This window comes from Sphingomonas sp. AC449 (assembly GCF_979253475.1).
Map to the genome: position 1 here is coordinate 264705 of NZ_CEEDCZ010000002.1, position 25088 is coordinate 289792.

Annotated in this window: 18 protein-coding genes; 14 read left to right on the forward strand and 4 right to left on the reverse strand. The window is 63.8% G+C overall.

Going from position 1 to position 25088, the window contains the following annotated elements; translation table 11 throughout:
* Nucleotides 1–70: 70 nt before the first annotated feature.
* The 3 genes from AC0CH3_RS04850 to AC0CH3_RS04860 form a co-directional block, all read right to left on the reverse strand.
* Entirely contained in the window at nt 71–1249 is a 1179-nt protein-coding gene (locus AC0CH3_RS04850; RefSeq protein WP_465237654.1) for a hypothetical protein, read from the reverse strand.
* Between the two features lie 424 nt (nt 1250–1673).
* Nucleotides 1674–2339 (reverse strand): hypothetical protein, encoded by a 666-nt coding sequence (locus tag AC0CH3_RS04855; RefSeq protein ID WP_465237655.1) that lies wholly within the window; start codon nt 2337–2339, stop codon nt 1674–1676.
* A gap of 359 nt (nt 2340–2698) precedes the next feature.
* Nucleotides 2699–3148 (reverse strand): hypothetical protein, encoded by a 450-nt coding sequence (locus AC0CH3_RS04860; protein WP_465237656.1) that lies wholly within the window; start codon nt 3146–3148, stop codon nt 2699–2701.
* Nucleotides 3149–3276: 128 nt separating this feature from the next.
* Here AC0CH3_RS04860 and AC0CH3_RS04865 point away from each other — a divergent pair, with 128 nt between their 5' ends.
* From AC0CH3_RS04865 to AC0CH3_RS04920, 12 genes are all read left to right on the forward strand, one after another.
* Entirely contained in the window at nt 3277–3930 is a 654-nt protein-coding gene (locus tag AC0CH3_RS04865; protein ID WP_465237657.1) for a hypothetical protein, read from the forward strand.
* Nucleotides 3931–3971: 41 nt separating this feature from the next.
* Nucleotides 3972–4628 carry a hypothetical protein gene (locus tag AC0CH3_RS04870; protein WP_465237658.1) on the forward strand — a complete coding sequence of 219 codons (657 nt, stop codon included), beginning with the start codon at nt 3972–3974 and terminating at the stop codon, nt 4626–4628.
* A 49-nt stretch (nt 4629–4677) separates the two neighbouring features.
* Complete coding sequence (locus AC0CH3_RS04875) at nt 4678–5541, forward strand: hypothetical protein (RefSeq protein WP_465237659.1); 864 nt, start codon at nt 4678–4680, stop codon at nt 5539–5541.
* 74 nt (nt 5542–5615) lie between these two features.
* Entirely contained in the window at nt 5616–6155 is a 540-nt protein-coding gene (locus tag AC0CH3_RS04880) for a hypothetical protein (RefSeq protein ID WP_465237660.1), read from the forward strand.
* Nucleotides 6156–6238: 83 nt separating this feature from the next.
* The gene (locus tag AC0CH3_RS04885; protein ID WP_465237661.1) at nt 6239–9103 is read left to right on the forward strand and encodes a class I SAM-dependent DNA methyltransferase; all 2865 of its coding nucleotides are present in this window, start codon (nt 6239–6241) and stop codon (nt 9101–9103) included.
* The gene (locus tag AC0CH3_RS04890; protein ID WP_465237662.1) at nt 9100–10158 is read left to right on the forward strand and encodes a hypothetical protein; all 1059 of its coding nucleotides are present in this window, start codon (nt 9100–9102) and stop codon (nt 10156–10158) included. Before AC0CH3_RS04885 ends, AC0CH3_RS04890 begins: the two co-directional genes overlap by 4 nt.
* Nucleotides 10155–10358 carry a hypothetical protein gene (locus AC0CH3_RS04895; protein ID WP_465237663.1) on the forward strand — a complete coding sequence of 68 codons (204 nt, stop codon included), beginning with the start codon at nt 10155–10157 and terminating at the stop codon, nt 10356–10358. The genes AC0CH3_RS04890 and AC0CH3_RS04895 overlap by 4 nt, the downstream gene beginning before the upstream one ends.
* Nucleotides 10355–12442: a DEAD/DEAH box helicase gene (locus AC0CH3_RS04900; protein ID WP_465237664.1), complete on the forward strand. Its 2088-nt coding sequence runs from the start codon at nt 10355–10357 to the stop codon at nt 12440–12442. Before AC0CH3_RS04895 ends, AC0CH3_RS04900 begins: the two co-directional genes overlap by 4 nt.
* Nucleotides 12435–13643 (forward strand): GIY-YIG nuclease family protein, encoded by a 1209-nt coding sequence (locus AC0CH3_RS04905; protein ID WP_465237665.1) that lies wholly within the window; start codon nt 12435–12437, stop codon nt 13641–13643. Before AC0CH3_RS04900 ends, AC0CH3_RS04905 begins: the two co-directional genes overlap by 8 nt.
* A gap of 73 nt (nt 13644–13716) precedes the next feature.
* On the forward strand, nt 13717–14979 hold the full coding sequence (locus AC0CH3_RS04910; RefSeq protein ID WP_465237666.1) for an AAA family ATPase: 1263 nt from the start codon (nt 13717–13719) through the stop codon (nt 14977–14979).
* A 12-nt stretch (nt 14980–14991) separates the two neighbouring features.
* Nucleotides 14992–16095 (forward strand): hypothetical protein, encoded by a 1104-nt coding sequence (locus AC0CH3_RS04915; protein ID WP_465237667.1) that lies wholly within the window; start codon nt 14992–14994, stop codon nt 16093–16095.
* A gap of 252 nt (nt 16096–16347) precedes the next feature.
* Nucleotides 16348–17001, forward strand: coding sequence for a hypothetical protein (locus AC0CH3_RS04920; RefSeq protein WP_465237668.1), 654 nt, complete (start codon nt 16348–16350; stop codon nt 16999–17001).
* Nucleotides 17002–17026: 25 nt separating this feature from the next.
* Here AC0CH3_RS04920 and AC0CH3_RS04925 read toward each other — a convergent pair whose 3' ends face one another.
* On the reverse strand, nt 17027–18085 hold the full coding sequence (locus AC0CH3_RS04925; protein WP_465237669.1) for a DUF4238 domain-containing protein: 1059 nt from the start codon (nt 18083–18085) through the stop codon (nt 17027–17029).
* Nucleotides 18086–18631: 546 nt separating this feature from the next.
* On the opposite strand from AC0CH3_RS04925, the gene AC0CH3_RS04930 reads away from it, so the two are divergent.
* Both AC0CH3_RS04930 and AC0CH3_RS04935 read left to right on the forward strand, forming a co-directional pair.
* A complete protein-coding gene (locus tag AC0CH3_RS04930; RefSeq protein WP_465237670.1) occupies nt 18632–22903 on the forward strand; it encodes a tetratricopeptide repeat protein in 4272 nt (1423 codons plus the stop codon).
* Nucleotides 22893–24815 (forward strand): hypothetical protein, encoded by a 1923-nt coding sequence (locus AC0CH3_RS04935; RefSeq protein WP_465237671.1) that lies wholly within the window; start codon nt 22893–22895, stop codon nt 24813–24815. The genes AC0CH3_RS04930 and AC0CH3_RS04935 overlap by 11 nt, the downstream gene beginning before the upstream one ends.
* Nucleotides 24816–25088 lie beyond the last annotated feature (273 nt).

A 25088-nucleotide genomic window follows, 5' to 3' on the forward strand; every position in this document is an offset into this window, starting at 1 on the left:
CCGAGAAGCCTCACGGGTCTTGCATATGGCCGACGCGTCGTACGTCGGCCATCCTTCGGCTACCTACCGATCACTCATCTCCAATCCACCGCAGCACCCGAACCATGTTGGGACTAATCGACGCTAACGGCATCATGACACCGTCAAAATACGCCGGCTTGAACAAGCGGTCGTGTTTGTCAGGCTCCATCTGGCGACCCGCGAGAAGGAAGAGCCAGACGCGAACTACATTGTCCTCGACCGCGTCAGGATCACACTTGAACCTCTCCGCGAAGAGATCGCGCACGTTGTTCTGCCCGCCACGCTGGTTGCGGAAAGGAACGAACGCGATCTTGCGAAAATCGGCATCCCTTTCGAAGAGAGTCGCCCAATCGTGTGCCGCTGGAAGCGGCATGCCGAGCACGGTGCTTGCTTCTTCTGGGATCGCGGGCCGGTCCTCAAATCGATACTGAATGGGTTCGTGGATCGCCGACCACAGTGCACGCGGTAAGTCGCCATTTTCGTAATCCCATTCGTCGGGCTGAACATGAACCGGCGGCTCATCAGGAACCGGGGATTTCAAGTCGCGATAGTGGCTGAACGACTCAACTTCCGCTTTCAACACCGCAATCTGCTTTTGAAGAGCGTCTAGGTCGTCATCCGCCCCGGCAGCGTCTTTATGACCTCGCTCCTTCGCCGGAATACCAAGCGCGTCTGCAAGGTCGTTGTCGGCCTCCCCGTTGAGCGTTGCGACCAGCGCCGCGAGCACGGCATTGGGCAGGTCCTTGATGGATTCCGTCTTCAGCTTTGCCCCTTTCAGCCGACGGACGAACGTCATCAGAACCTTGCCGAGCTCCTGTTCATGGCGCTCAATGACGCTCAACGCCGCGAGCTTCTGTGCGGCCAGTAATTGTCCCATTAGGGAATGCTTCGCAGCCATCTGGGCCGCGAAGGTGGCTATCCGATCATTGTACCACTGCAGGCGTTCAATATCTAAAAGGATGTCCTTGGCCGACGTCTTATGGACCCACGGCATTTCAGCCGCATTCTTCTCCCGGCGGTCGGACGCCGCTGCCTCATTCGCAGCGGTCAGCCTCGGCGCTACACCTTCAACTAGCTTCAGCAACAGGGCGCCCAGTTCGACTCCCTCTGTCACCTTGGTCGGAATGGCGCGGCTGTTCTCCGCAATGCGACGGGCAGCTGATTGGTAGTCGTCGAGCTCCTCGAGGGTCAGCGCCTGCCGGATCAGATCCAGTTCTAACTTGTTCATAATCTGCTACTTTCATCGTTGATGCGCCAGAATGGGGCGCGCATTTGCTTCCCTTCTGTCGGGTGAATCGATCTGAGATGAGTCGATGATGCGGGACAGGCGGTGCCGAGCCCGCTAGAGAGGGGGGCTAATCGGCACCGCTTCGCCCCGACAGAAGGCTGTCGGCAGCAATGAAAACCAGCTCGGCGGCGTTCCGACCGACAAAGGGGCGATCCATGCCGCAGCGCAGAGTTTCACCCGACGCCCGGAAGAGAGGCGCAATACCTAGTAAATGATGCGCAGCATCTTTTACTGTGCGCGCTCCTGCGGAGCGGTGGATCGACCTTGCGGTCGAGTTTTTGGCCCGCTCACGCGGGCCAGCGCTAGCGCGGGAGAAGCGGCGGCGCCGCAACCACTGGCGCAACATTCTTGTGCATCCACTCATCTACCGATCGCTTCCGAAATCGACGTTCATCTGGGGATCATCGGGCGATCCCACCCCAGCGAGCAGGTTGTCCGTCAGAATGAGCTGGGCGATATGATGCTCCGTGGCACGGGTCACCGTCGACCAGTGGCCTTCACGTACCCCGGCCCGTCCCAGCCGCGACACGACGGAGCGAGCCTCGGGCCAGATGCAGGTATCGCTCTGCTCCATGTCACGAAGGCGCTTGCCCTCGATGGCGTCCTCGCATCGCCGAAGGTCGGCCAGATGCAGCTCGAGTTGGAGCATTTTACTGATCGCGGCGACCAACAAGGGCCGAAGCGCCTCGTGCGCCTTAGCTACCCGTTCCAGCAGCGCTCGATGGTCGTTCGTCAGCGTCACCGATTTCAGCCTCGGGTGAGCGAGGAAGCGGCCGGCGGTCTGGCTCGTATTCGACGCACCACCCTTCGCCGCGCGCAGCTGGCGGACGTAGTGTGCCTTTTCTGCAACCTCGCTGCCGCAGGTCGCGGCGACATCGAGCACCCAGGTCGATAGCTCTTCAAGCGACGCCATGGTAACCGAACCATCGGAATTGAGCTGGACGCGCCCAACCTCCTCCGGGATGTTCGGGTATTCGTTCAGGCGTGCAGTTACGCTCGCTGGCTCGCGCCCGCGTTCTACTTCGTTCATGACATTGTCCTTGTTGATCGGCAGGAAGACGGATCAACAGGATCTACGGGGCTGCCCAAGCCGATGGCGGATGATCGACGAAGCGTCGGGGCAAGCGCGACGACATCAACGGTACCACCGGCGAAACCGATCTTGCCTTCTCGTCGGCACGCCAGATCAGTATGGCAATCAATCGCAAGAGGGTGTAAAGTACGCACATCATCAGCGCGCTTCGACGAACACACAGATCGCCAAGCCGCTGCTCACGCGACTGCAATCTCTATCTTCGCCTTTAAAGCTCATGAACCCTTTCTAGGAGGGGACGCGCTTTTTGATAAGAGCGGTCAGGCGATTTTCACCGCACAAGCCGGCCATCCCCATCATCCGTAGGCGTCCCGCCTAAGCCGGCCGGTTGCGCGGAGCAGCGCTGACTGTGCCACCAGCACGTCGGTCCGCGCCGACGCCACCGCAAGCTGAGCGCCACGGAAACTTTGGTCCGCGACGAGGATGTCGATCGTCGAGCGCAGGCCGAAGCCGTATTCGGCGCGCAAGCTATGCAGCGCAAGGTCGGCCGCGGCCAATCCGTCGATATTGGCCTGCAACTGTGCCTGCGCCGCGGTCAGGAAGGCCCAGGCGGCGTCGGCGGCGTGCACCGCCTCACGTGTGGCGGCGTCCGCCTGGAACCGCTCGGTGCGGTTGTTGGCCTCGGCCTCGGACTCGCGACAGCAAGTCCGACCCATACCAGCAGCATGGAAAAGGGCGCCGGTGTCGCTGATCCTTACGAAAGGCTGATGCGAAGGTTTTGAATGAAGGAAAAACAAGATCGGCATTCGCCGGTCGGTCTTCGATCAGAACTTTTGTCGTCGACCGGTTCCGCCGGTCATGCCCAGCATTCGCGTGCCCTCAACTGGTCGTTTCAGCGATCCGGCAGTCGGTCACGTGTCCGGAGCCCAACCATATGCTTCCTGCACATATCATCACCGCCCTACACGTCGCGCCACTAGACGTCGGCCATCATGTCGGCATCGAACGGCGAATGCCCGTCGGGGCAGCTGTCCTAACCGCAACGCTGCAAGGCCCGCGCGTTCGCTTCAGCCTCGATAGCTGCATCCTGCAACCATCCAACCCCACGGACACGTTGCTACTCTGGCTTGACCAGCATCTGATACGCGAAGGCGCGACGATTACCGGCTATCGGCTGAACGACGCTGTCGCCATGCTCAGCTGCCTGCCCGGGGCGGAATGGTCGCCGGTCCTGCGCGCGATCGCGGGCTGCGGCCAGCAATATGCGCTCGACTTGACCGCCCGCAGCGCGGGAACTCCGGTCACGTTCCAACAGGCTTGCGGCTGTTCCGGAATCCTGTGTGCACCCGCCGATACCGGCCGGCGCTTCGCCGAGTGGATACGCTCCGATGTTGATGGACTGGAAAAAGATGCGAAACTCAACGTGATCGCGTTGTTCCGGCTGCTGATACGACGTCTCGCATCAACCAATCCGGTCAGTCGCAGCATCGCTGCTGCCATAAGCGCTAATTTCGCCACCTGGCTCGAACAGGCGGATCATCCCGCCGCGCAAGCCCACGTTGCCGACCTCCTGTCCGTCGCCGACTGACTCCAATCGGCCGCAGCGCAGCCCGTCCCCAAGGAACATCCATGTCTCTAATCGATCTATCGATCGAAGCGCGCGGCTACGCGCCCGCCTCGATCTCACTTGCCCTACGAACCATCGGTGCCTGCCCCGCCGCCGGTCATCGACCGGATGCCCGCCTCCTCTGCGGCATCGGGCTGCTCTCCGTCACGCCGGAAGATGGCGGTGATTATGTTTTCGCCACCGACGCCCGATGTCTGGGGGAAGGCGACACGCCGCTCGATCTACTCGACTGGCTGGAGCAACACGTTCCGGCAACCGGCGGTATCGTCAGTTGGAGCAATTGGGGCAGCGTCCCGCACCGCCTGCTCGCACTGGCCGATCTGACGCGGCATCCAAACGTCGTATCCGCCGCCACCGATACCGCCGGTCGATGGCGGGACATGCCGCGTGGGCACACATGGCATGTCCGTCAGGCGCGCGCACACCTCATGCCGTGCGTGTGTCCGCTGGGAACCCGCGTCGATGAGTGCGACGCGGTGATGCCGACCGTGCTGCTGCCAGATCCAGAAACCACCGCCGTAGAGCTGATCGGCGAGGCGATCGCCGGATGGCGATGTTGGGCGCAAGGTTTTGGTGATTTCGACGATGCCGGCCACCCCGCCCAGGCCGCGCTTCGCGCACTTGATCGCTGGCGTGCCGCTCAGCCCGCAACCCGCTGACCTCCCCTTGCTCAACACGCAGACGCGTAGCGTCCGCCGGAGAATTACGATGCACCACCACCTGACCTCGCTCTGGAAGAGCACATCGCCCCGCTTCGTCGTCGTCCTTGATGCCGAACTTGCCTATGACCACGAAGCACACGCCCGCTACCAGGCGAGCGAGCGCTTCCTGCCCGCCGACGCCGGGCATCTGTCACCGCGCGACCTGCGCACCGACCCCCGCGTGACGCCGCGCTGGCCGTGCCATCGCATCACGACGTTGAGCTGGCTGGTGATGACCGAGGCCGAGGACGGCCTGCGCCCGTTGCGTCTCGAAACCCGGGGCTTGCCGGAGCAGGACGAGGCCGCTGCCTTGCGGGCCTTCTTCGCCGACATAGGGCAGCTCGGTCACGTCCAGATCGTGACGTGGGGTGGATTCCATAACGATCTGCCGCAGATTCTGATCGGGGCAATGGATGCGGGGCTGCGGCTGCCGTCCAGCCTGAAGGCGCTGCAGTCGCCCTGGCGCCGCGATGCCTCGGGGCATCTCGACCTGTGCGGCGAGATATGCGGCGGGGCAGCGCCTGCTCATCTAGCTGAGATCGCCGCCCGGCTCGGCATCCCGGCCAAGTTGACCTGCCGCCCGGACCTAGTCTCCCAATTGATGAAGCAGGGGAAATGGTCGGCCGTCCGCTCGGTCTGCGAAGGGGATGTGTTGACCACGGCCACGCTCCTCATGCGCTGGCGTCATCTGTCCGGCGGCACCGCCTCCGTCCTGGAGGCGACGCGACGGCTGACGGGCTTCGTCACCGAGCACTGCGCCCACCGCGCCTACGCGGCCGACTGGCAGCGATACGGCGACGACCTGCTCGCCACAGCCTTCGCCGCAGAAGCCCGCAAGGCGGAAATTTTCGCACCGGTGGCCTGTCGCTGAGCGGGGATGATGGCCTTCGTGAAGGGGGCGGAAAAGAAACGAACGGGCCGATGGCCCCAGAGGAGATTACCGACATGACCAAGCAGCATTCGATCGACACCATGCAGGCGTGGACTCACGGCCTTCGGGTGGCGATGGGCTATCCGGAATATGCACCAGTCGCCAATCCGACCGCCTTCGCCTCTGGCGGACGCAAGAACTTCGCCGAAGCACTGGAAGTCGCCGCCATCGTCGAGGAGATCGGCCGCGACATGATCCTCGTCCAATTCGACCTACCGATCGCCGACGGACCGATCGGCGTCTCCCTCGCCACCCGCGCTACCCTGCACGTCGACTGGCATGCCGACGTGCAGCTCTACCTCGCCAGCGACGGCACGTCCGTCGAGATCCTGACGGATACGCATCGCTGGTCGGTCGGCCCCCGCAATGTCCTGACCGCATCGGCCCTGCCGCCGCGGAGCCGGATCAAGCGTGGTATCGAGCGCGCTCACCGCCGCTGGCGAGAAGTGACGGAACAGGTGCACGGCGTTGAGCTTCCAGGCTCTGTCTTCGTTCCCGCCGGCGGCAGCTACGCCGACGCCATGCCAATGGAGGCGATCCGCTCGGCAGCCTGACGCGGCACACAACCGATGACTATCGGGCGGACGTGTCCTATCATCCGCCCGATGACCCAGTCCCGCCGATGCGGGCCAGCACCTTGGACCTGTCGAACCGCATGAACGCCGTAGAGATCGAAGAAGCCGTATCCGACCTCGTCCAACAGCCGTTCGACGCCGCCGAATTTCCGTTCCAGTTCATCACCGCGTTCGGCGCCAAGAAGGCAACTGTCGATCGCCTCCGCGCGACGAAGAATGGCACCAACCAATCCGATGTCGGCGGCGTCCTGCAGCGCAACAACATTCATATCGGCATCGCCGCGGCGGGCGAGGTGGGCACGACGCTGACGGCCCTGCGCGCTAGCCCCAAGACCGCGAGCGCCAAGGCGAAGTTCATCCTCGCCACCGATGGCGAGACGGTCGAGGCCGAGGATCTGATCGGCGGCGACGTGATCGCCTGCGCCTATGCCGACCTGCCGCGCCACTTCGGGATTTTCCTGCCGCTGGCGGGCATTTCCACTGTCAAGGAAATCAAGAACAACCCGATCGACGTCAAGGCGACGGGGCGGCTCAACAAGCTGTATGTCGAGTTGCTGAAGGACAATCCTGACTGGGCGACCGAGGAGCGACGGCACGAGCTGAACCAGTTCATGGCACGGCTGATCTTCTGCTTCTTCGCCGAGGACACGGGCATCTTCCGCGAGAACCAGTTCACCGCCACCATCACCCAGATGAGCCATGCCGGCCATGGCGGCGGCGACGAGCAATGGGGCAACACGCACGAGGTGCTGACTGAGCTGTTCCGCGCGATGGATACGCCCGTCACGCATGATCGCAATCTCGACGATCGTTATCGTCGCGCCGCCGGCATCCGCCCCTATGCGGACGTCTTCCCGTTCGTGAACGGCGGCCTTTTCACGGACGCGACCGAAAGCCCGCGCTTCAGCCGGACCGCGCGCGCCTTTCTATTGCGCGCGGGCGATCTCGACTGGAAGGAGATCAACCCCGACATCTTCGGATCGATGATCCAGGCGGTAGCCGACGATGGCGAGCGCGGCGAGCTGGGCATGCATTATACCAGCGTGCCCAACATCCTGAAGGTGCTGAACCCGCTATTACTCGACGGCTTGCGCGAGCAGTTGGAGGCGGCGGGCGACAGCCGCCAGAAACTGCGCAACCTGCGGCGGCGGCTGGCGAACATCCGCGTGTTCGACCCGGCCTGCGGATCGGGCAATTTCCTGGTCATTGCGTACAAGGAAATGCGCGCGATTGAGGCGGTGATCGTCGAGCGGCTGGGCGGCGAGGCCAGTCTGAAGCTGGACGAACGCCGCAGCGTCATCCCGCTCAGCAACTTCTACGGCATCGAGATCAAGGGCTTCGCCGCCGAGATCGCCCGCCTCGCGCTGCTGATCGCTGAGTTCCAGGCGGACTGCCTGTACCTCAGCCAGCAGGAGGCGCGCGCGATGGTGCTGCCCCTCCATAAGACCGGACAGATCACAGTCGGCAATGCGCTTCGGTTGGACTGGCCGGACGTGTGCCCGCCAGTGCGCACCGCCCTCGGCCTGGAGCGCGATCTGGGCGGTGTGACCGGGCGGCTGGCGTTAGAGGTAACGGGATTAGAAGACGTCGCTGATGCGGAAACCTACATCTGCGGCAATCCGCCCTATCTAGGAAGCACATGGCAAAGCGAAGAGCAGAAAGAGGAACTCCAGAATCTCTTCGAGAATCTAACCAAAAATTGGAAATCGCTGGATTATGTAGCGGGATGGTTTTTGAAGGCCAGTCAGTACGGGCACTCAAGTGCGGCAAAGAGCGCATTCGTAACGACAAATTCGTTGTGTCAGGGTATTCAGGTTTCTATCCTTTGGCCAGTACTTTTCGCGATGGGTAGATCTATCGAATTTGCTTATCCCTCCTTTAAGTGGGCAAATCTGGCGAACTATAATGCTGGCGTAACTGTTGCTGTCGTTGGGCTCTCTGCAGGTACAGCGAAAGGCGCAAAGCTCTACACAACCGATGCGGCCGGGAACGCAATTGAGCGGGTTGTGCCGAACATAAACGCATACCTCGTTGCAGGTCCCGACGTGATAGTGCAGCCGGTCAGTAAACCGCCTGCTGGACGAACCCCAATGGTATGGGGCAACAAACCAACTGACGGCGGATTTTTGTTCTTAGATAGTGAAGAACGCGAAGTATTGCTTAGAAACTCGCCGCAGGTACGGTCGATAATTCGTCCATTTGTCGGTGCCCAAGAGCTTATTCGGGGCGAACAACGTTATTGCCTATGGATGACTGATGGCGACGTTGATCTTGCCGAGAGCAGTCCCGAAGTCTCACGTCGGATCGAGGGCGTCCGGCGGGTGAGGATCGAGAGCAAAGCCGCTGAAACGAGACCAGCGGCAGAATTCCCGCATCGGTTCAGGCAAATCCAGAACGTAGCAGAACGATATTCAATTATCATACCACGGGTAAGCTCGGAAAATCGGGAATACCTCCCGGTGGCTATGGCCGACGGGAATGTTATCGTCGGCGATCGAAATTTTGCGATCTACGATGGTAAGGAGATTGAGATTGCTCTGATCGCATCTCGGCTTCATTGGGTCTGGATCGGCACCGTATGTGTTCGTATGCGTACCGACTTTTCTTATTCTAATACCCTTGGGTGGAACACCTTCCCCGTCCCCAAGCTCACCGAACAAGACAAAGCCGACCTCACCCGCACCGCCGAGAACATCCTGCTCGCACGCGAGGCCCATTTCCCCGGGACGATCGCCGATCTCTACGATCCGCAGACGATGCCGGACGACCTGCGCCGCGCGCACGACGAGAATGACGAAGTGCTGGAGCGCATCTATATCGGCCGCCGCTTCCGCAACGATACCGAGCGGCTGGAAAAGCTGTTCGACCTCTACACAAAGATGACGGCCAACCAGCCAGGGTCCAAGAAGGGTAAGAAAGTCGCATGACGCGCCTGTTCCGAATCACTGAAACAGGGCTGGCCGAGAGCCGCCGCAAGCCGCTCGACCTTGAAAGCCGGATCGAGGATTGGGTGGCGCACGACCTCAGCCTGGTCGGCGTCGACGGGATCGTCATCGGCCGTCAGGTCGTCACCGATCATGGGGGGCGCATTGATCTGTTAGCGATGGACGAGGATGGCAACCTCATTGTCATCGAGCTGAAGCGGGATCGCTCCCCCCGCGACATCGTGGGGCAAGTGCTCGATTATGCGTCCTGGGTGCGACACCTGACCACCAAGGACGTTCACGAACTCGTTCGCGCCGCCACCGGCCAGTCGCTGCCGGACCTGTACCGCGACCGCTACGGCAAGGCGGTGCCGGAGACACTCAACGCCTCGCACCAAATGATCGTGGTGGCGAGCGAGGTCGATGAGGCGACCAAGCGGATCATCGAATATTTATCGGAGGAGCATGACGTCGGGATCAACGCAAGCTTCTTCAACATCTTCGGCGATTCCGGCCATGAATGGCTGACCACCGACAGCCTGCTCGATCAGGAGGAGGTAAAGGACCGCGCGGTCAAGAAGGCTCGGGCGCCGTGGTCGGGTCTGTACTACGTCACCGGTGGGGCGGAGGACGACCGGCCCTGGGAGGATTTGCGAACCTATGGTTTCTTCACCGCGTCCGGTGGGCGGCGATACAGTAATGCACTCGATCGTCTCGAAGTGGGTGCACCTATTTTTTACTATCAGAAGCACAAGGGCTATCTTGGCTATGGTCGAGTTACGACCCCCAAGATGCTGGCTAGTGACTTTACTTTACAGTCTGGAGAGCGGCTTCCGGATAAGGTGCAGGCCTGGTATGTCACTGAACACGCCGATGACCCAGATCTAGCTTCCTACGTCGTCGGCGTTGACTGGGTCAAAACGTTCGCGAGAGACGAACCCAAGACCTTTTCAGGGATATTCGCAAATCAGAACGTCGTCTGCAAAATATACGACCAAGAAACCGCTGACTTTTTGCGTGAACAGTTCAATTTCGCGGTAGACGACAAGACGGCATGAGCGACTTCGAACCCGGCGGCGACGCCAAGGCGATAGCGCGGATTGCATCCGCACATTACGGCGGCTTCGCAAGACTGTTCGAGACGCATGGCTGGGCGGAGCGCGGGTCCGACATGATGCGAAAGGTACAGACGAGGGTGAAGGCGCATTACGCCTCCATTGCCGCCTTCGCCGACCATCACGACAAGGCTGACCAATGACCGAGAACCGATCCATCCCCGCCGTGCGCCTTGTGACCGCACAGAACGGCGCCTCGTCGAGCGCCAACGAGCTCGGAATGCGCCCGATGCAGGCGCGTGCCTATGCGCATCGCGGCGAGCAATATCTGTTGATCAAGTCACCGCCGGCGTCGGGAAAATCGCGTGCGCTAATGTTCATCGCGCTCGACAAGCTCGCCAACCAAGACGTGAAACAGGCGATCATCGTCGTGCCGGAACGCTCGATCGGCGGCAGCTTCGCCGACGAGCAGTTGTCCGCGCATGGGTTCTGGGCGGATTGGACCGTGAAGCCGCACTGGAACCTGTGCAACACGCCCGGCGCCGACGATGTGAAGGTCGCCAAGTCCAAGGTGAAGGCCGTCGGCGAATTCCTCGCCAGCGACGACACGGTACTGGTCTGCACCCACGCCACCTTCCGCTTCGCGATCGACGAGCTGGGGATCGCGGCGTTCGACGGACGGCTGATCGCGGTCGACGAATTCCACCACGTGTCCGCTAACCCGGACAACCGGCTGGGCGCGCAGCTTGGCCTGCTGATCGCGCGCGACAAGGTGCATCTGGTCGCGATGACCGGCAGCTATTTCCGCGGCGACGCCGTCGCGGTGCTGTCGCCTGAGGACGAGACGAAGTTCACCACCGTCACCTACACCTATTACGAGCAACTCAACGGCTATCGCTATTTGAAGACGCTCGACATCGCGTACAGCTTCTACACGGGCCGCTACATCGACAAGATCAACGCTGTGCTCGACCCAGCGATTAAGACGATCGTCCACATCCCCAGCGTCAACGCGCGCGAGAGCACCAAGGACAAGCATCGCGAGGTCGAGGAGATCATGGATCACCTCGGCAGCTGGAAGGGCACCGATCCGGTCACCGGCTTTCACCTGATCGAGACGGTGGGGGGCGCCACGATCAAGGTGGCCGATCTGGTCGACGACGATCCCGCCAAGCGCGATCGCGTGGCGTCGGCCTTGAAAAGCCCGGAGGCGCGGAGCAACCGTGACCATGTCGACGTCATCATCGCGCTGGGCATGGCAAAGGAAGGGTTCGACTGGATCTGGTGCGAACATGCGCTGACCGTCGGCTATCGCTCCAGCCTGACCGAGATCATCCAGATCATCGGCCGCGCCACCCGCGATGCGCCCGGCAAGACCGTTGCCCGGTTCACGAACCTCATCGCCGAGCCGGCCGCCGCCGACGACGTGGTTGCGGAAGCGGTCAACGACACGCTGAAGGCGATCGCCGCCAGCCTGCTGATGGAGCAGGTGCTAGCCCCGCGGTTCGATTTCACGCCCAAGAACGTCGGCCCGAAGGACGGGTTCAATTATGGTCCCGACGGGTATCAGGAAGGTCGCTGCAATGTCGGGTTCAATGAGGACCGCGGCCAGTTCCACTTCGAACTGAAGGATCTGGTGCTGCCGAGCTCGGCCGAGGGCAAGCGTATCTGCGCCGAGGACATCAACGAGGTCATCACCAGCTTCATCCAGGACAAACAGGCGATCGAGCGCGGCCTGTTCGACCCCGAAGTCGTGCCCGAAGAGCTCACGCAGGTCCGAATGGGCAAGATCGTGCGCGACCGCTATCCCGACCTTAGCGATACGGACCAGGAGGCGATCCGCCAGCACGCGATCGCCGCACTGAACATCACCCAACAGGCGGCCAAGATCGTCACCGAGACGGCGACCGACGATGGTGATGGCGAGTTAAAAATCAACACGTCGTTCGTCGACGGCGTCCGCAAGTTCATGAACGTGCGAGAGCTGGACATCGACCTTATCGATCGCATCAACCCGTTCGACGCCGCTTATGCAATCCTCGCCAAGGCGATGAACGAGACGACCCTGCGCCAAGTGCAGGCGGCGATCGGAGCACGCAAGACGACGCTGACAGAGGAAGAAGCGCGGGCCTTCGCCGTTCGGGCCGTTCAGTGGAAACGCGAGCGTGGGCGGGCACCGGAGGTGACGTCCCAAGACCCGTGGGAGCGCCAGCTGGCTGAGGGCGTCGCTGCCTTCGCCCGCTACCGTGCCAAGGCCCAGGCTGCGGGGACCGTCGCAAATGGCTGACATGACTGACGACGACATCCTCGCCGAACTGGGCGTCGACCTGACACCCAAGAAAGCCCGCGCCCGCACGCCCCGCGAAGAACGGATAATCGCCGGCTTCGAGGATATCGTCAGGTTTCGCGATGAGCACGGCCGCGTGCCGCAGCACGGCGATGACCGCGACATTTTCGAGCGCCTTTATGCGGTGCGCCTCGACCGGCTGCGCGCGCAACCGGAATGCCGCGAGTTGCTGGCGAAGATGGATACGCATGGCCTGCTCGACGCCGCAGACGCGGCATCGCCGATCGAAGCTCTCGAAGACGGCGCGCTCCTGGCCGAACTGGGTATCGAGGTAGAGACGGCGGATGATGTCACGCAGCTGCGCAACGTCCGCTCCAACGCCGACCGCAAGGCGGCCGAGGACATAGCCAGCGCCAAACGTTGCGAAGATTTTTCGACCTTCAAACCGCTGTTAGATCAGGTTCAAGCCGATCTTGAGGCGGGCACCCGTACCACCCGGCCGTTCGTGCGTGACCTTGGCATGTCAAAGGCCGACATCAAGCTCGGCGAGTTTTTCATTGTCGGCGGTCAGGTCGCCTATGTGGCGAACATGGGCCATCCGATCGTGGCGCCTAACGGCGAGACCGATGCCCGCCTGCGTGTCATATATTCCAACGGCACCGAGAGCGACCTGCTGCTTCGCTCGCTTCAGCGCGCGCTGTACAAGGACGATGGCGGCCGCCGGATCACCGAACCCACCGCCGGCCCGCTCTTCGCCGACGCAGCTCCGGAACCAGTGGAGCCGGATCAGCTACCAACAGGCACACTCTATGTCCTGCGCAGTCGCTCGTCACATCCGACGATCGCTGCTCACCGCGATCTGATCCATAAGATCGGCATCACCGGCGGATCGGTCGAGGCGCGGATCGCTGGGGCGGCCGACGACGCGACCTATCTCCTCGCCGGCGTGGACGTGGTGGCCACCTACAAGCTGTTTGACGTCAATCGTCCCCGCCTGGAAGCCTTGATCCACCGCGTCCTTGACGCCGTGCGCTTCGATGCCGAAATCCCCGACCGCTTCGGCAAGCTGGTTCGCCCACGCGAATGGTTTCTCGTGCCATTATCCATCATCGACCAGATTGTTGGTCGGGTCGCAAACGGCACACTTGCCGGGATGACCTATGACCCGGAGACGGCGGCGTTGGTAACGGGTACCGCTTGACACGTGACGGGCTAGGGGTAGCGCTTCGTTCAGCGAGCCGCAGGGGCCGGGCAGGATCAGAAAGTGGTGAGGATTGGCTGGAACGCGCGACGACTTCTCAGCGGCGACCACGAGGACGTTAGCGCAGCGCGCCGGTTATATGTGCGCCCAGCCAGATTGCAGGCAGTTGACGGTCGGCCCCTCTGAGGACCGGGTCGGCCGCATCACGATGGTGGGTGTCGCCGCGCATATTACCGCCGCGTCACCAGGCGGCCCGCGCTACGACGCGAGCCTGACCCCGCAGGACCGGTCCAGCGAGGAAAACGGCATCTGGTTGTGCCAGAGGCATGGCAAGCTGATCGACGACACTGCAAGCCGCCACACCGTCGCAGTGCTGCGGCGCTGGAAGAAGCAGCACGGCGAATGGGTTTTCCGGCGCGTCGCCTCGGCCGACAGCGTCCTGAAACACGGACTGACCAGCGTGACCGTTAGAAACGTCGGCCCTCTGCGCGAACGCACCATTGTCCCGCTCGCGAGGCACAACGTCGTATTCGGCAGCAACAACGCGGGGAAATCGAGCCTGTGCGAGAGCATAGCCGCATTCACGGGTGGCGCGGCGTTCGAGGACTTCCGCAAGCGCTGGCGGCTTTTCGGTCCTAAGTCGCCCAACATGTCGATCGAGGCCGCCGTGTCGGTGCAGGGCGTGAGGACGACGGTCAGGCTCGCCGAGGAGGCGACCCTGCTCAAGCACGTGCCGGCGGCGCATCATACGCGGCTTCATGTCGAGGTTGACGGAAACATCGCGTCGAACTGGCCGCGGTCATTGTTCAACGTCGTCTATCTAAAAAGCCGTCAATTCGGGCCCAACCAGGTGAAGGATCCGTTCCGGCGAGAGTTGCGCGCGCTCGCGCCGCAGCTCGGCATGAGCGAGGACCAAGTGTGGGACTCGCTGCGCGAGGAGCTGTTCTGCAGCTCGACCTTCGGTTCGCGCATCAGGCGGATCGGCGAATACCGCGCGGAGGTCCGGGCTACCGGCAGCGACTATTTCTGCGGCACGAACGGCCTGGCCGGGTCCGAACTGACATTCGCGATCTTTGATGTCGTGCTGCGGATGATCCGTGCGGATCCGCGGCCGACACCGTGGATGCTGCTCGTCGATTCGAGCCTGTTCCTGGGGCTCGACGCGGCGAACAAGCGTCGCCTCGTGACCGGGCTCGCGTCACTCGACGACCCCGAGGTTCAGACCCTGGTCTGCGTCAATTCCGAGCAGGATGCGCTCGAGTTGACCGCAGACGATTCTGAACGCTGGATCGGCTCAGGCGCCGCAGGCGCGATGACGATCCATCGGTTCCTCTAGCTGGGAGAGGCAATGACCGTCCGCTCGCAACGCTACATCATCTCGCCGGCCCGCGCTTGTCCGTCCCATCTGCGCGTCGGCGGCCTCCCGCCTCACAAGGTCGATCTAGACATGGACGACGTCGCCCGGGCTGCATGGGGCGAGATACTTCAGACCGCGCCGGCGTCCAGCTCAATTTTCGCTTTTCTCGAGGACCTCCTCGAACCGAGTTCTGAACTGGTCTGGCGTGGGAGCGGTCCAGGCCAGGGCACGGAGATGCGCCGGTCGTTCTCGGGCCTGTTCGGACGCTTCTTCGCGCGCGCCTACCTCGAGGTACATCACGACTTCGCCTGGTTCGTGGCCATCGACGGCGACAACTTCCCGCTGTCGCCGCACTGGCGCGTAAAGCGCGCGACCAAGGCCGAGATGCCCGACTGGATCTGCGCGAAGCCGGGCCAACTTGCGATCGCGGAAGCCAAGGGATCGCACCAGAAGGGCAACGCCACGGGCACGACCCGGCCTGGTCCAATCAGGACCGCGGAGGGACAGATACGCGGCGTCAGGGTCCAGAAGCGGACGCGCACCATCCGGGGGCTCCAGTGGCACAACCGCTCAGTGAAGGGATGGGCGGTTATGTCGAGGTGGGGCGTGGCCAATCCGTCGCGAGCACCGTTTCTCTACGCTCTCGATCCCAAAACGGAAGGCAAGGAACTGACGGAGGAGGAGCGCGAAGATCTCGTTCAGGCCGTCGCTCGCACCTACGTAGAGCAGACGTCGCTGGGACTTGGCCTGCTGAAGCGTGTCGACGAGACGCTGCTGTCCGCGCCGCGCCGCACCGTCCGCGTGAACGGCGACCAGAAGAAACGGTTGTTTGCGGGAGCCGTCATAACCCCGTTCGGGCTCCTCGATCTGGACGTCGGCCAGGCGAAGGCCCTGAGCTCGGTCCTGCCGGATCCCGACATGGTGCGTTTTATCGGCATCGAGCAGGGACTGTTCGACGACTACCGCCAAGGTCGACAGCTGACGCCCCGGACTCGGGAGCGTATCGGGGATCGCGCCATCACCGGGGTCGACGGCCTGGTCGTGGCGCCACTCGGCGACGTAAGCGACGCGGGGACACAGGTCGACGGAACTTAGCCGAACGCTAGCGCCACAGCGTCCGGTCGCGTGCTAACTCGATGAACGCCCTCAGCTTCGGCGGCATGAGTCGTCGGCGGGATAGTAGATACGGAGCGGATCGTAGACGGCGCAAAAGGGCTGCAGGAGGGCGACGAGCGATCCGTCGTCGATATCCTTGGCGTCCGGAACGGCGAGTGCGAACCCGTCATTGCCGGACTGGGCATCGGGGCGGCGATCTGCGAACGTGCGACGGACTGGCAGGGGAATCGGATGCGTGCTTTCAAGTTCAGATCTTCGAGTAAGATCGAGTTCGCGCTCGACATCCTGATTAACCGCCGTCTGCACTGTGCTGACTGGCGCGCCCTGAACGATCCGATGGAAGGTCTCTTCGTATACGCAACCAACGGTCAAGAGAGCTGGGCGGAACGGGCGGTCAAGGGTATCGGCGGCGCCAAGTCGCGCTACCGGGTCTGCTCGCTGTCGCGTGACTTCCAGTCGCATTTGCTCTGGGCCCATTACGCTGGCGGATTCGACGGGCTTGCGATCGAGGTGGACCTGCCCGACGACGACCCGCGGGTGCGCGAGGTGCAATACCGCGGCGTGTTTGCGTTCCTCGACCGGAACGACCTGCAGGACGAGGAGGCGGCGGCGCGGACGGTCCTGTTCTCAAAGAACGACGAGTGGCGTTACGAGCAGGAGATTCGCATCCTAAATCCCGAGCAGTATTACGACCTCGAACGCCCTATCCGGCGAGTAATAGCCGGCCACCGCATGAACCAAGCCCTGTTCCAGACGCTCCACATGGTGTGCGAGCGCGAGGGGATCGAGTTCACCAAGATCGGAATCGGCGACGAGGGTATCGACGCCGATCCGGTGCGGGACCGCGACCTTCAGAGCCGACGGCGGGGCATGCGCCGACGTTGAAGTGCATCCGGCGGACGCTGCGGCATCATGGGACCATATCCTCGGGATAGAGGCCATCCTCGCACATCGCGGGGCGGAACTTGGGCAGGGAGGGCCGGGGACCGAACTTGTGGCCGATGTGAAACTGCAACTCGCCGGGCCGGTTCACGACGCGTGCCTCCAACACCGGCGACGTGGCGGCATGCTGGCGAATGAGGGCGTCGTGGGTCCGGTCGCGCGCGAAGGCGAGGCGATATGCGAAGCGGGCCGAGATGCGGTTGATCGCGCGGACGTCTCGCGCATCAGTCAGGCTGCGGAAACGCGGGACCGGCCCGTGCTTCCGCAGCCTATTCGCTCCATGGAGCGCCAGCTCTGCCGTGAGCGGGAAGTAGAGTTCGACCTTCTCGTTCTCGATGTATGGCGCCCGGATCCCCCGGTCGCGCGGGTCAAAGAAGGCGACGGGATTGTCCGAGGTCAGGAACCCCGTGCCCGTCTTATCGCGGAGTATCTCGAACCCGAGGCGGCGCGTCATGTCGCAGAACCTCCGCATGTCGTCGCTCATCGTGCCCAACGTCCGCTGCCGGTTGACCGTGACCTCGACCGTGTCGAGCTCGTCCTCGTAACGTCGGAGTTTGGCCGGTAGCTTGCCGATGGCGTTGAGCGTCTTCAGGCCCTCCCTTGTTTCTAGCGCCATCAAGGCCTCGTTGTAGTCGCGGGCGGCCGGGACGCGCGTTCGCATCATCGTCATCATCGTGTAGAGCCAATGCAGGTCTGTCGGTCCCAGGGATTCATCGCGCAGGGCGGCGAGCACGGATGGCCAGTGCGTTTCCGCCCGCCCGAACAGTAGTTCGAAGCTGTCGTTGTCGTGCGTTCCGTCGGGCCGCTTCTGGCTGTAATAGTATTTTTCGAATCCGATCTCCGCGGGCTTAAGGTGAAGCGGTTCGGCTTCTGGGCCGATCTCGCGATACGCGTGCAGCTTCGACCTGCAGTCCGTCCAGCTCCGCAGGTAGGTCACGGGGACGAAGTGGTGGCGCTTGCGCTGCGGGGCCAGCCTGACGGTCGTTTTGCTCTTAACATCGTCAGAAGAGTTCCAGTCCGCGTCCATCACGCAGGTCAGTTCTGGGCGTGCTGGTCGACGTCGAGCAGCGTCTGGTCGAACGTGTAACCGGCCTGCGCGGCGATCATGCTGCGACAGCGATCGATCATAAGGCTTACGTAGGCCACGTGCTTTTCCTCGTCATCTCGTCGGCAGGAAGGCCGATATAAGGTGAAGTTTGCGAGACGTCCCGTATCTACGCCGAGACCGGCCGCATGATGGAGAAGTATGACGTAGAGAGGGAGCGGCCTGAGGGTGATGGCGAATACCACTTCAGGACGGTCTCGGCTGGACGAACGGCGTTACCGCGGCCTTGCTAGACGCGGTTTTCTGGGTTCGCCTTGCTTGGCTCGGTCCGGCTGGTAGGATGGCCTGTCAGAGCATAGCGGCGACGTGCGTCGGCACCGCCCCAAGACTTTCAAAGATAATCGACTGGCGACCCGCTGTATCACCGGTCCCGGTGAACCGTTATCCCTGGAACGTCCCCTGCTTTACCTTGCCGCACGACGGCACGTTTTCTATGTAGGTCTCTTAGGGAGCAACGACCGTAACGGAATGGCCCTCGACCCATTGACGACAGGCATCGCGAAATCCGCGAGCAGCGCCGCTATCAAGCCGACGGTTGGATTCTTGCGCAAGCAGATCGCGCGCAGGGGGGCCGCGTTCGCCGAACTCACGCCCCTCGGAACCGCGGATCCGGAATTGGACGAGGCGCTCGCCATCTTGCGCGGCGGCTCATCGAGCCTGCCCACAGCGATCGTCGCCAAGCTGAAGGGGTGGATTTCCGACCGTCCCGACAGCTTCGCCGACCATGAATCCAGGGTGTTCATCGGCGATGGGCGGGTCGTTAAACTGGTAAAGTCTGGAGCGCGCGGTCTCCTTCGTGGACGCGAGATCGACAAAGAACGGGAGCGCGCGCGGGAACTGCACGCCGAGATCTTCGGAGGCGACGGGATTTACGGCAAGAGCCTGGTCGAGGACGCGATTGCGTTCGCGGCGATGTCCCTCCTCGCCCATCTCACGCCCGCCGACCGACAGGCGATGGAACTGATCGTCGATCTTGGGGGCGAAATGCGGGGCGGCTTCGCGCAGGTGATCGAGGGTATTGACGCCCTCAAGGCATCGCCTTTCGCCGCGCCGGTCGAGGGGGGGGCGTTTGACGATGTCGTCACGGCTGGGACGATGGGGCTGAGGCGGCGGCGTATGCTTTCAATCACGGATTTGCCGGACGAGGCCGTCGCATTCGGCCAGCGTGTCAGGACCGGCTTGCGCCTGGCGTCCTCCGAGGTGCGCGGCGAGGCCTTCCGCGAGGTGGCGGCACTGCTAATCCGCGCGGGGCGGGCCGAGGAGGCGTTGGCGTGGCTCGCGGACGCCGAGTCCGTCGGGGCGGATGTCACCAACGAGCGCGCCCGGGTGGCGATGTCTGAAGATCGCGTGGACGACGCACTCCGATTGCTGCGCGACCGCAGGGATCCGCTCTCGCGCGGCCTCCTTCTTGACGCGATCGCCAAGCGTGACGGTGACGCGGCGGCGCTGGCTCATTTTAACGACAACTTCCGCGGGCAGGACCTGACCGGGCACGCCTTGCAGGCCACCGCCACCCGCATGCTGCTCACCGGAGACGCGACGGGTTCGGCCGAGCTGCTTGACGGCGCCACCGACGCGCAGATCGACGAGAACCCGGTCCTCCTATACATCCGCGCGCGGCACCGGCTCTCGCGCGCGGTTCCATCTGACATCGGCCGCAGGCTGATGGAACACGAGGGCATGCTGCCGCGCCGCACCGACCTGCGCGATGATGTCGAAGGCAGGCGTCTGCTCGCCGAGGTGGTGGGCGACCTCAAGCGCCTCGCGCCTCTCCTTCCGGCCTTGGGCGCGCCCGACTTCGGCGCGTTCGTCGATGTGAACCTCATCGCCCTTCGGCTGAATGCGGCTGACTCCGCCGAACGCGAGGTCGCCAGGGCAGAGTTCGTCGCCCGGATGGCCGATCCTACCGAGGCCATGCACCTCGCGCCGGTCGCGAGGATGTATGGCGTGGAACTCGACTGGGCGCCTATCCGGGCTACGCTCGCCGAAGCTGAGAAGCTGGGCGGTCTCGATGACGCACAGCTCCGCGCTGCTTTCACAATGATCATGGACGAAGCCGAGCCGGCGGAGGTCGCCGACTTCGTCCACCGCCATCGCGAGCGGCTCGAGCCCTATTCGACGCATGGCACCGTCGTAGCCATCGAGGTCGAGGCGCTGGCCAAGGCGGGGCGTCAGGCGGAGGCGATCGCTCTGCTCAAGGCCGAGCGGGCCACGTTGGGTGAAGAGACCGCGACGTTCCTCGAGACCACCTTCGCGGAGCTGGCGGGCGCCGACACGGTGCAGGCACGCCTAGACCAGTTCGAGCGGTCTGGCTCGACGCATGATCTCGAGGTGCTCGTTGGAACGATGGGCCGCAGCGAGGACTCGCGACTCGGCAATTATCTCGCCAAGCTGTGGCGAGTGCGGCGGCAGGTCGACGACGCGCGTCGCGCGTGCGATGCCTTCATCCAAACCGGGATGGAGCGCGAGGCCGAGGCCTTCCTCGAGGAAATCGACGACGAGGCGGTGGCCGATCCGCGATTGCGGACTCACCTTGCCTGGGCCCGGTATCGTCAGGGGCTGCTCGGCGAGGCCGAAGCGGAGCTCAAGGCTTTGGATGATATGGGCGTGGACGATGCTAACACGCGCCATCTGAGTGTCATGATCGCGATCGAGACGGGTCGATGGCGCGAGCTCGAGCCGCACGTCCAAGCACAGCTGGCCGCGCGCGCCGATCGGGAGCCCGACGAGCTGCTGGTCGCGGCGCGAATCGCGAGGGCGATCGGAAGCCCCGCGACCGTCGATTTGCTGCGCGCCGCGGTCGCGAAGGACCCCACGAACGGGCGCATCGCCGTCCACGCCTATTGGATCGCGACGGAGGCGGGTATCGAGCGCTCGGCTGAGGTGGGCGGCTGGTTTGGGACTGCCCTCGCCGACAAGGAACGTAGCGGGCTTGTGCAGTCGGCGGGCCTTGACCAAGTCATCGAGATGATGTCGAGTTCTCGTTCCGAGGCCGACCGGATCAGCGGCCTGATAAACACCGCCGCGGTGCCGATGTTTATGGGCATCGGCGCGATGGGCGGCACGCAGAGCGCCCTCGTTATCCGACAGATGCCAAGCAACGCGGCGGAGACGGATAGCCGTCGTAGGTCGGTGGTCCCGCTTTTCGCGGGGAACCGCGCCCTGCGCTACGATCTGCGGCCAACGTCGATCTCGTTCGATCCCCTCTCGATTCTGGTCCTGGATCAACTTGGCCTGCTCGACATCGCGATCAACGCGTTCGACGAGGTGGTGCTTCCCTCGGGAACGCTCCACAGCTTCTTCGAGGATCTCGCCAAAGCGGCGCATTCGCAACCGAGCAGGGTCGTACAGGCACAAGCCATTCGCGACGCGGTCTCGGGCGGCTTGATCATCGTCGAGGACGCGCAGCCCAGCAATTGGTCTGGCGGTACGGACGCGGAGGGGGTGGACAAGGAGTTCGCGGCCCTCCACGCCGCGGCGGTCGGGCGGGACGGATACGTGGTAGACACGGCGCCGCTCTATCCCACTGGCCGGCTGGACGTGACGGTCGACCCGTCGCCCTATGCCGACCGGCTTCTCAGCCCCGCCGGGGTCGTAGCCGCCCTGTCCGCGACCGGCACGATCAGCCGGTCCGCGGCAAGCGTCGCGTTGAGCGCCGTCGCGGGAAGCGGTGGCCCGTTCGACGCCGAACCCGTTCTCGACCGGGGTCGGCCACTGTTCATGTCGGGCCTCGCCGTGCAGTATCTCTCGGACGCGGGGCTCCTGCCCGATCTCAAGGCCTATGCGCGCGAGTTGCGCACCTCGAAAGCGACCATCGAGCACGCCGATCGGGAAATCGCCGGTGGCGCCGTAGCCGACGTGATCAGGGCCGGGATCGAGCGCGTCCGCGCCACGCTCGCGCGTGCGATCGCCGACGGCCGGGCGCGCGTCGGTCCCGCTCGTAGGCTGGAGGACGAAGACTCGCGCGAGCCGGGGCGGCGCGAGAGCCTGGTCCGCATGAGCCCGGTGATGAGCGTCTTGCGCGACGCCGCCGGCGTAGACGCCTTCGTGTGCGACGACCGGGCGATGAACAAATATCTGGAGACGGCGGACCGCACGGGTCACAAGGTCGCATTCATAACGACGGCGGACCTTCTCGGAATATTACGGGGCATCGACGTCATCGACGAGGATGCCGTGGAGTCCGCGCGCGAGCGTCTCCGCCGGTCGGGCGCGGGCATGGTGCCGATCGATCCGCTGGAGCTCAAGCAGGCGACGCTAGCGTCCGACTGGAGAGTCGGCCCAAACGCCGAACTTCGCGCCATCCGGGACTCCATTCACCTGCCTATCGCACGTAAGGTCCTTCAGTTGCCGGAGGAGCGGCCGTGGCTTCGGGCGGTGTCGCTCGCGATCGCGTATTCGATTCGTAGTGCGTGGATCGAGATCGAGGACGACGACGAGGCCGAGCGGGCCGCCAACTACCTCCTTGACCTGCTGCCGGATCCGGCGGCGCTGAGCGCGCACGACCAGTCCCCGGACCGTCAGGACTGGATCGCGGAAGTCACCCGCTTCTCAATTTGGGCGTTCGCGGTCGTATACGAGCTGCGCGAGCCCCGAATAGAGCGGCACCGCAGGTGGTTCGAGACCCGGGTCGAGTCCCTCGCCTCGGTCCGCGATCCGGGCGCCATTGCGGCGGTGGCCGCGACCCTCTACGCATCGATGATCGAGCCAATAGACCTAGACGGCGATGATGTCGGCTGAGGCGGAACCGCTCGACGAGGAGCGACGAGCCTTCGTGGTCGTGATGCTGCAGAGGATGCCGGAGGCGTTGTCCCGGGCGATGCTGGCCGAAGAAATCACCAGGGCCCAGTTGAGCTTGCCTGCGGCTGGCACCTTGGGAATATTCGAAGCCCGGTTCGACGGGAACGCGGTCATGCACGCGCTGCGCGCCATCGCGAACGGCGCCGCACCGGATCTGAGTTCGGTGAACGGCGCGGTGCGCATCGTGGAAGGTCGCCTTGAGCCGGACGGTGCCGCCGTCATGGTCGCTGGCGACCAGGGCGCGAGGTTCGCCGCCGTCGGCCTGCTGTCGGACGATCGCGAGGTGCGGCGCCGGACCCTCGAGACGGTGCTGGTCGCCGAGGACCTTGAACTTGGGGACGAGGCACGCCTACAAGCCGCGGTCGAGAAGGGTCCCATTGGCGAGGAGCTGTTCGTCGAGCTCGAGACGATCGTCGAGGCGACCCCGAAGGCGGTCTACCGGCGTCTAGCCGCCGAGGCAGCCGAGGGTGTCACATACGACGCACTTGTGCCGACGGAGGTCCGGCTGTTCGAGCAGCTGCTGGGCGGCGCGCCGCGCGCGACGCTGGGCGAATTCCGCTCTGCGTGGCTCGCGAGGACCGCCGCGCTCGACCCGGTCCGGCGCGCGCGTTGGATTGCGTTAACCGCGCCGCTGGCGATACTCCGCGGCGACATGGTCGCGCGTGCGGCAGACGACCTCGATCGCGATGTTCGCCTGCGCCTCGCCCGCTTCCTGGCCGAGGCGCCGGATCCGCTTTGCCAGCTTGCCGGGTTTGAGATCGCGGCGGCTGGGGCCAGCGATGCGGAGTTCAGGGCCGTCGCGGACCGCGTCCTTCTGGCCTTGATCACCGAGCCCGACGAGCGGGCCGCCGCCGGCCTCTCACTGCTGTCCTCGGCCGTGGTCCTCACGGCCACCGTTTCCGCGAGGCAAGGCGCGATGGGGCGATGGCCGGAATACGCGCGGCGCCTGGCGTGGTATCTGCATGCGAGCATGCTCGTGCGGTCGTTCGGCGGCGGCGCGATCGATGCCGAAGGCATGCGTCGGGCAATCGGTATCCCGCTCGAGGGGAACTACCGCCTAGTCGAGCTGTGCGACGCGCGGACAGCGCCGTTCGGCCTGTGGGGCGCTATCTCGCCGGCGCGCCTACGGGCGGTGATCCTTGCCCGGGTTACTCGATTCGTCGCCGACTTGGCGGAGGATGCCCGCCCTGGGGAATGGATCGAAGCGGTGGCCGCTGCGACCGCGGCTGCGGCGGACCGTCCCGACGCGTTCTTTCTGCTCGCGCCGGGCCCGACCGACCCGTTCGAGGACGATTGGGCCGGGCAGATCGAGCTAACCAACGAGATGGCCCGAGAGACGATCGGGCGAATGGAATCGGGCGAGGAGGACGAGCGGGGACTGAGCGATCTCTTCAACCTAGCGGTCGCGTTCGAGCTCACGCCCGAATGGAGGTCCGAGTTCTGCGAAGCCGTCCCAAAACTCCTTGCGAGGCTCCCGGACGACACGTTCACGCTTGCGGCTGACACGACCCTTCAGCTGGCCGCGCGATGGAAGGCCGCCGATCTCGGCGAGCGGATTGTAGACCTCGCGCTCGCGCGAAAGGCGGCCGGAGGTTTGACGGACGTCAGCGCTCCCGCAAGGCTGGCGATGCTGGGCGGCGCGAGCAACGCGGACATCGACCTTTGCGCCCGCAAGACCGGCGAATACATGGCGAGCTTCGCGTATGGGGCCAGCCCAGGTGCGGAAGTGAGGAACCTGTTGGCGGCCATCGATCTATTAGGTGACTTCGCACCGTGGCTCCTTCCGTCGCTCGCATCAGCGCGGTCGTTTCTCCTGCTCGCACACGACTTACTGCCGCTGAGCCCCAAGTAAGCGGCTCAGGGCGCAAACCTCCACGCTACCGATGCCAGCTCGGGAATGTGCATTGAACTGTGCACCTACCTGTAGCACACAGGCTACCGGACGAACCTAGAACTGCGGATTTCTGTGGGATCCGGCGTGCTTATATTGTGGATCGGATTCCCTTCACCCGCTCCAGTCGCCGCTACGAAAACCCCGAGATCTGGAACGTTGAGCCGCAGGGCGTTCTCTAAACGCGTCTGCGAAAGACGGGCGCCGCCTCTGTGAGACGGCGCCCGGGATAGC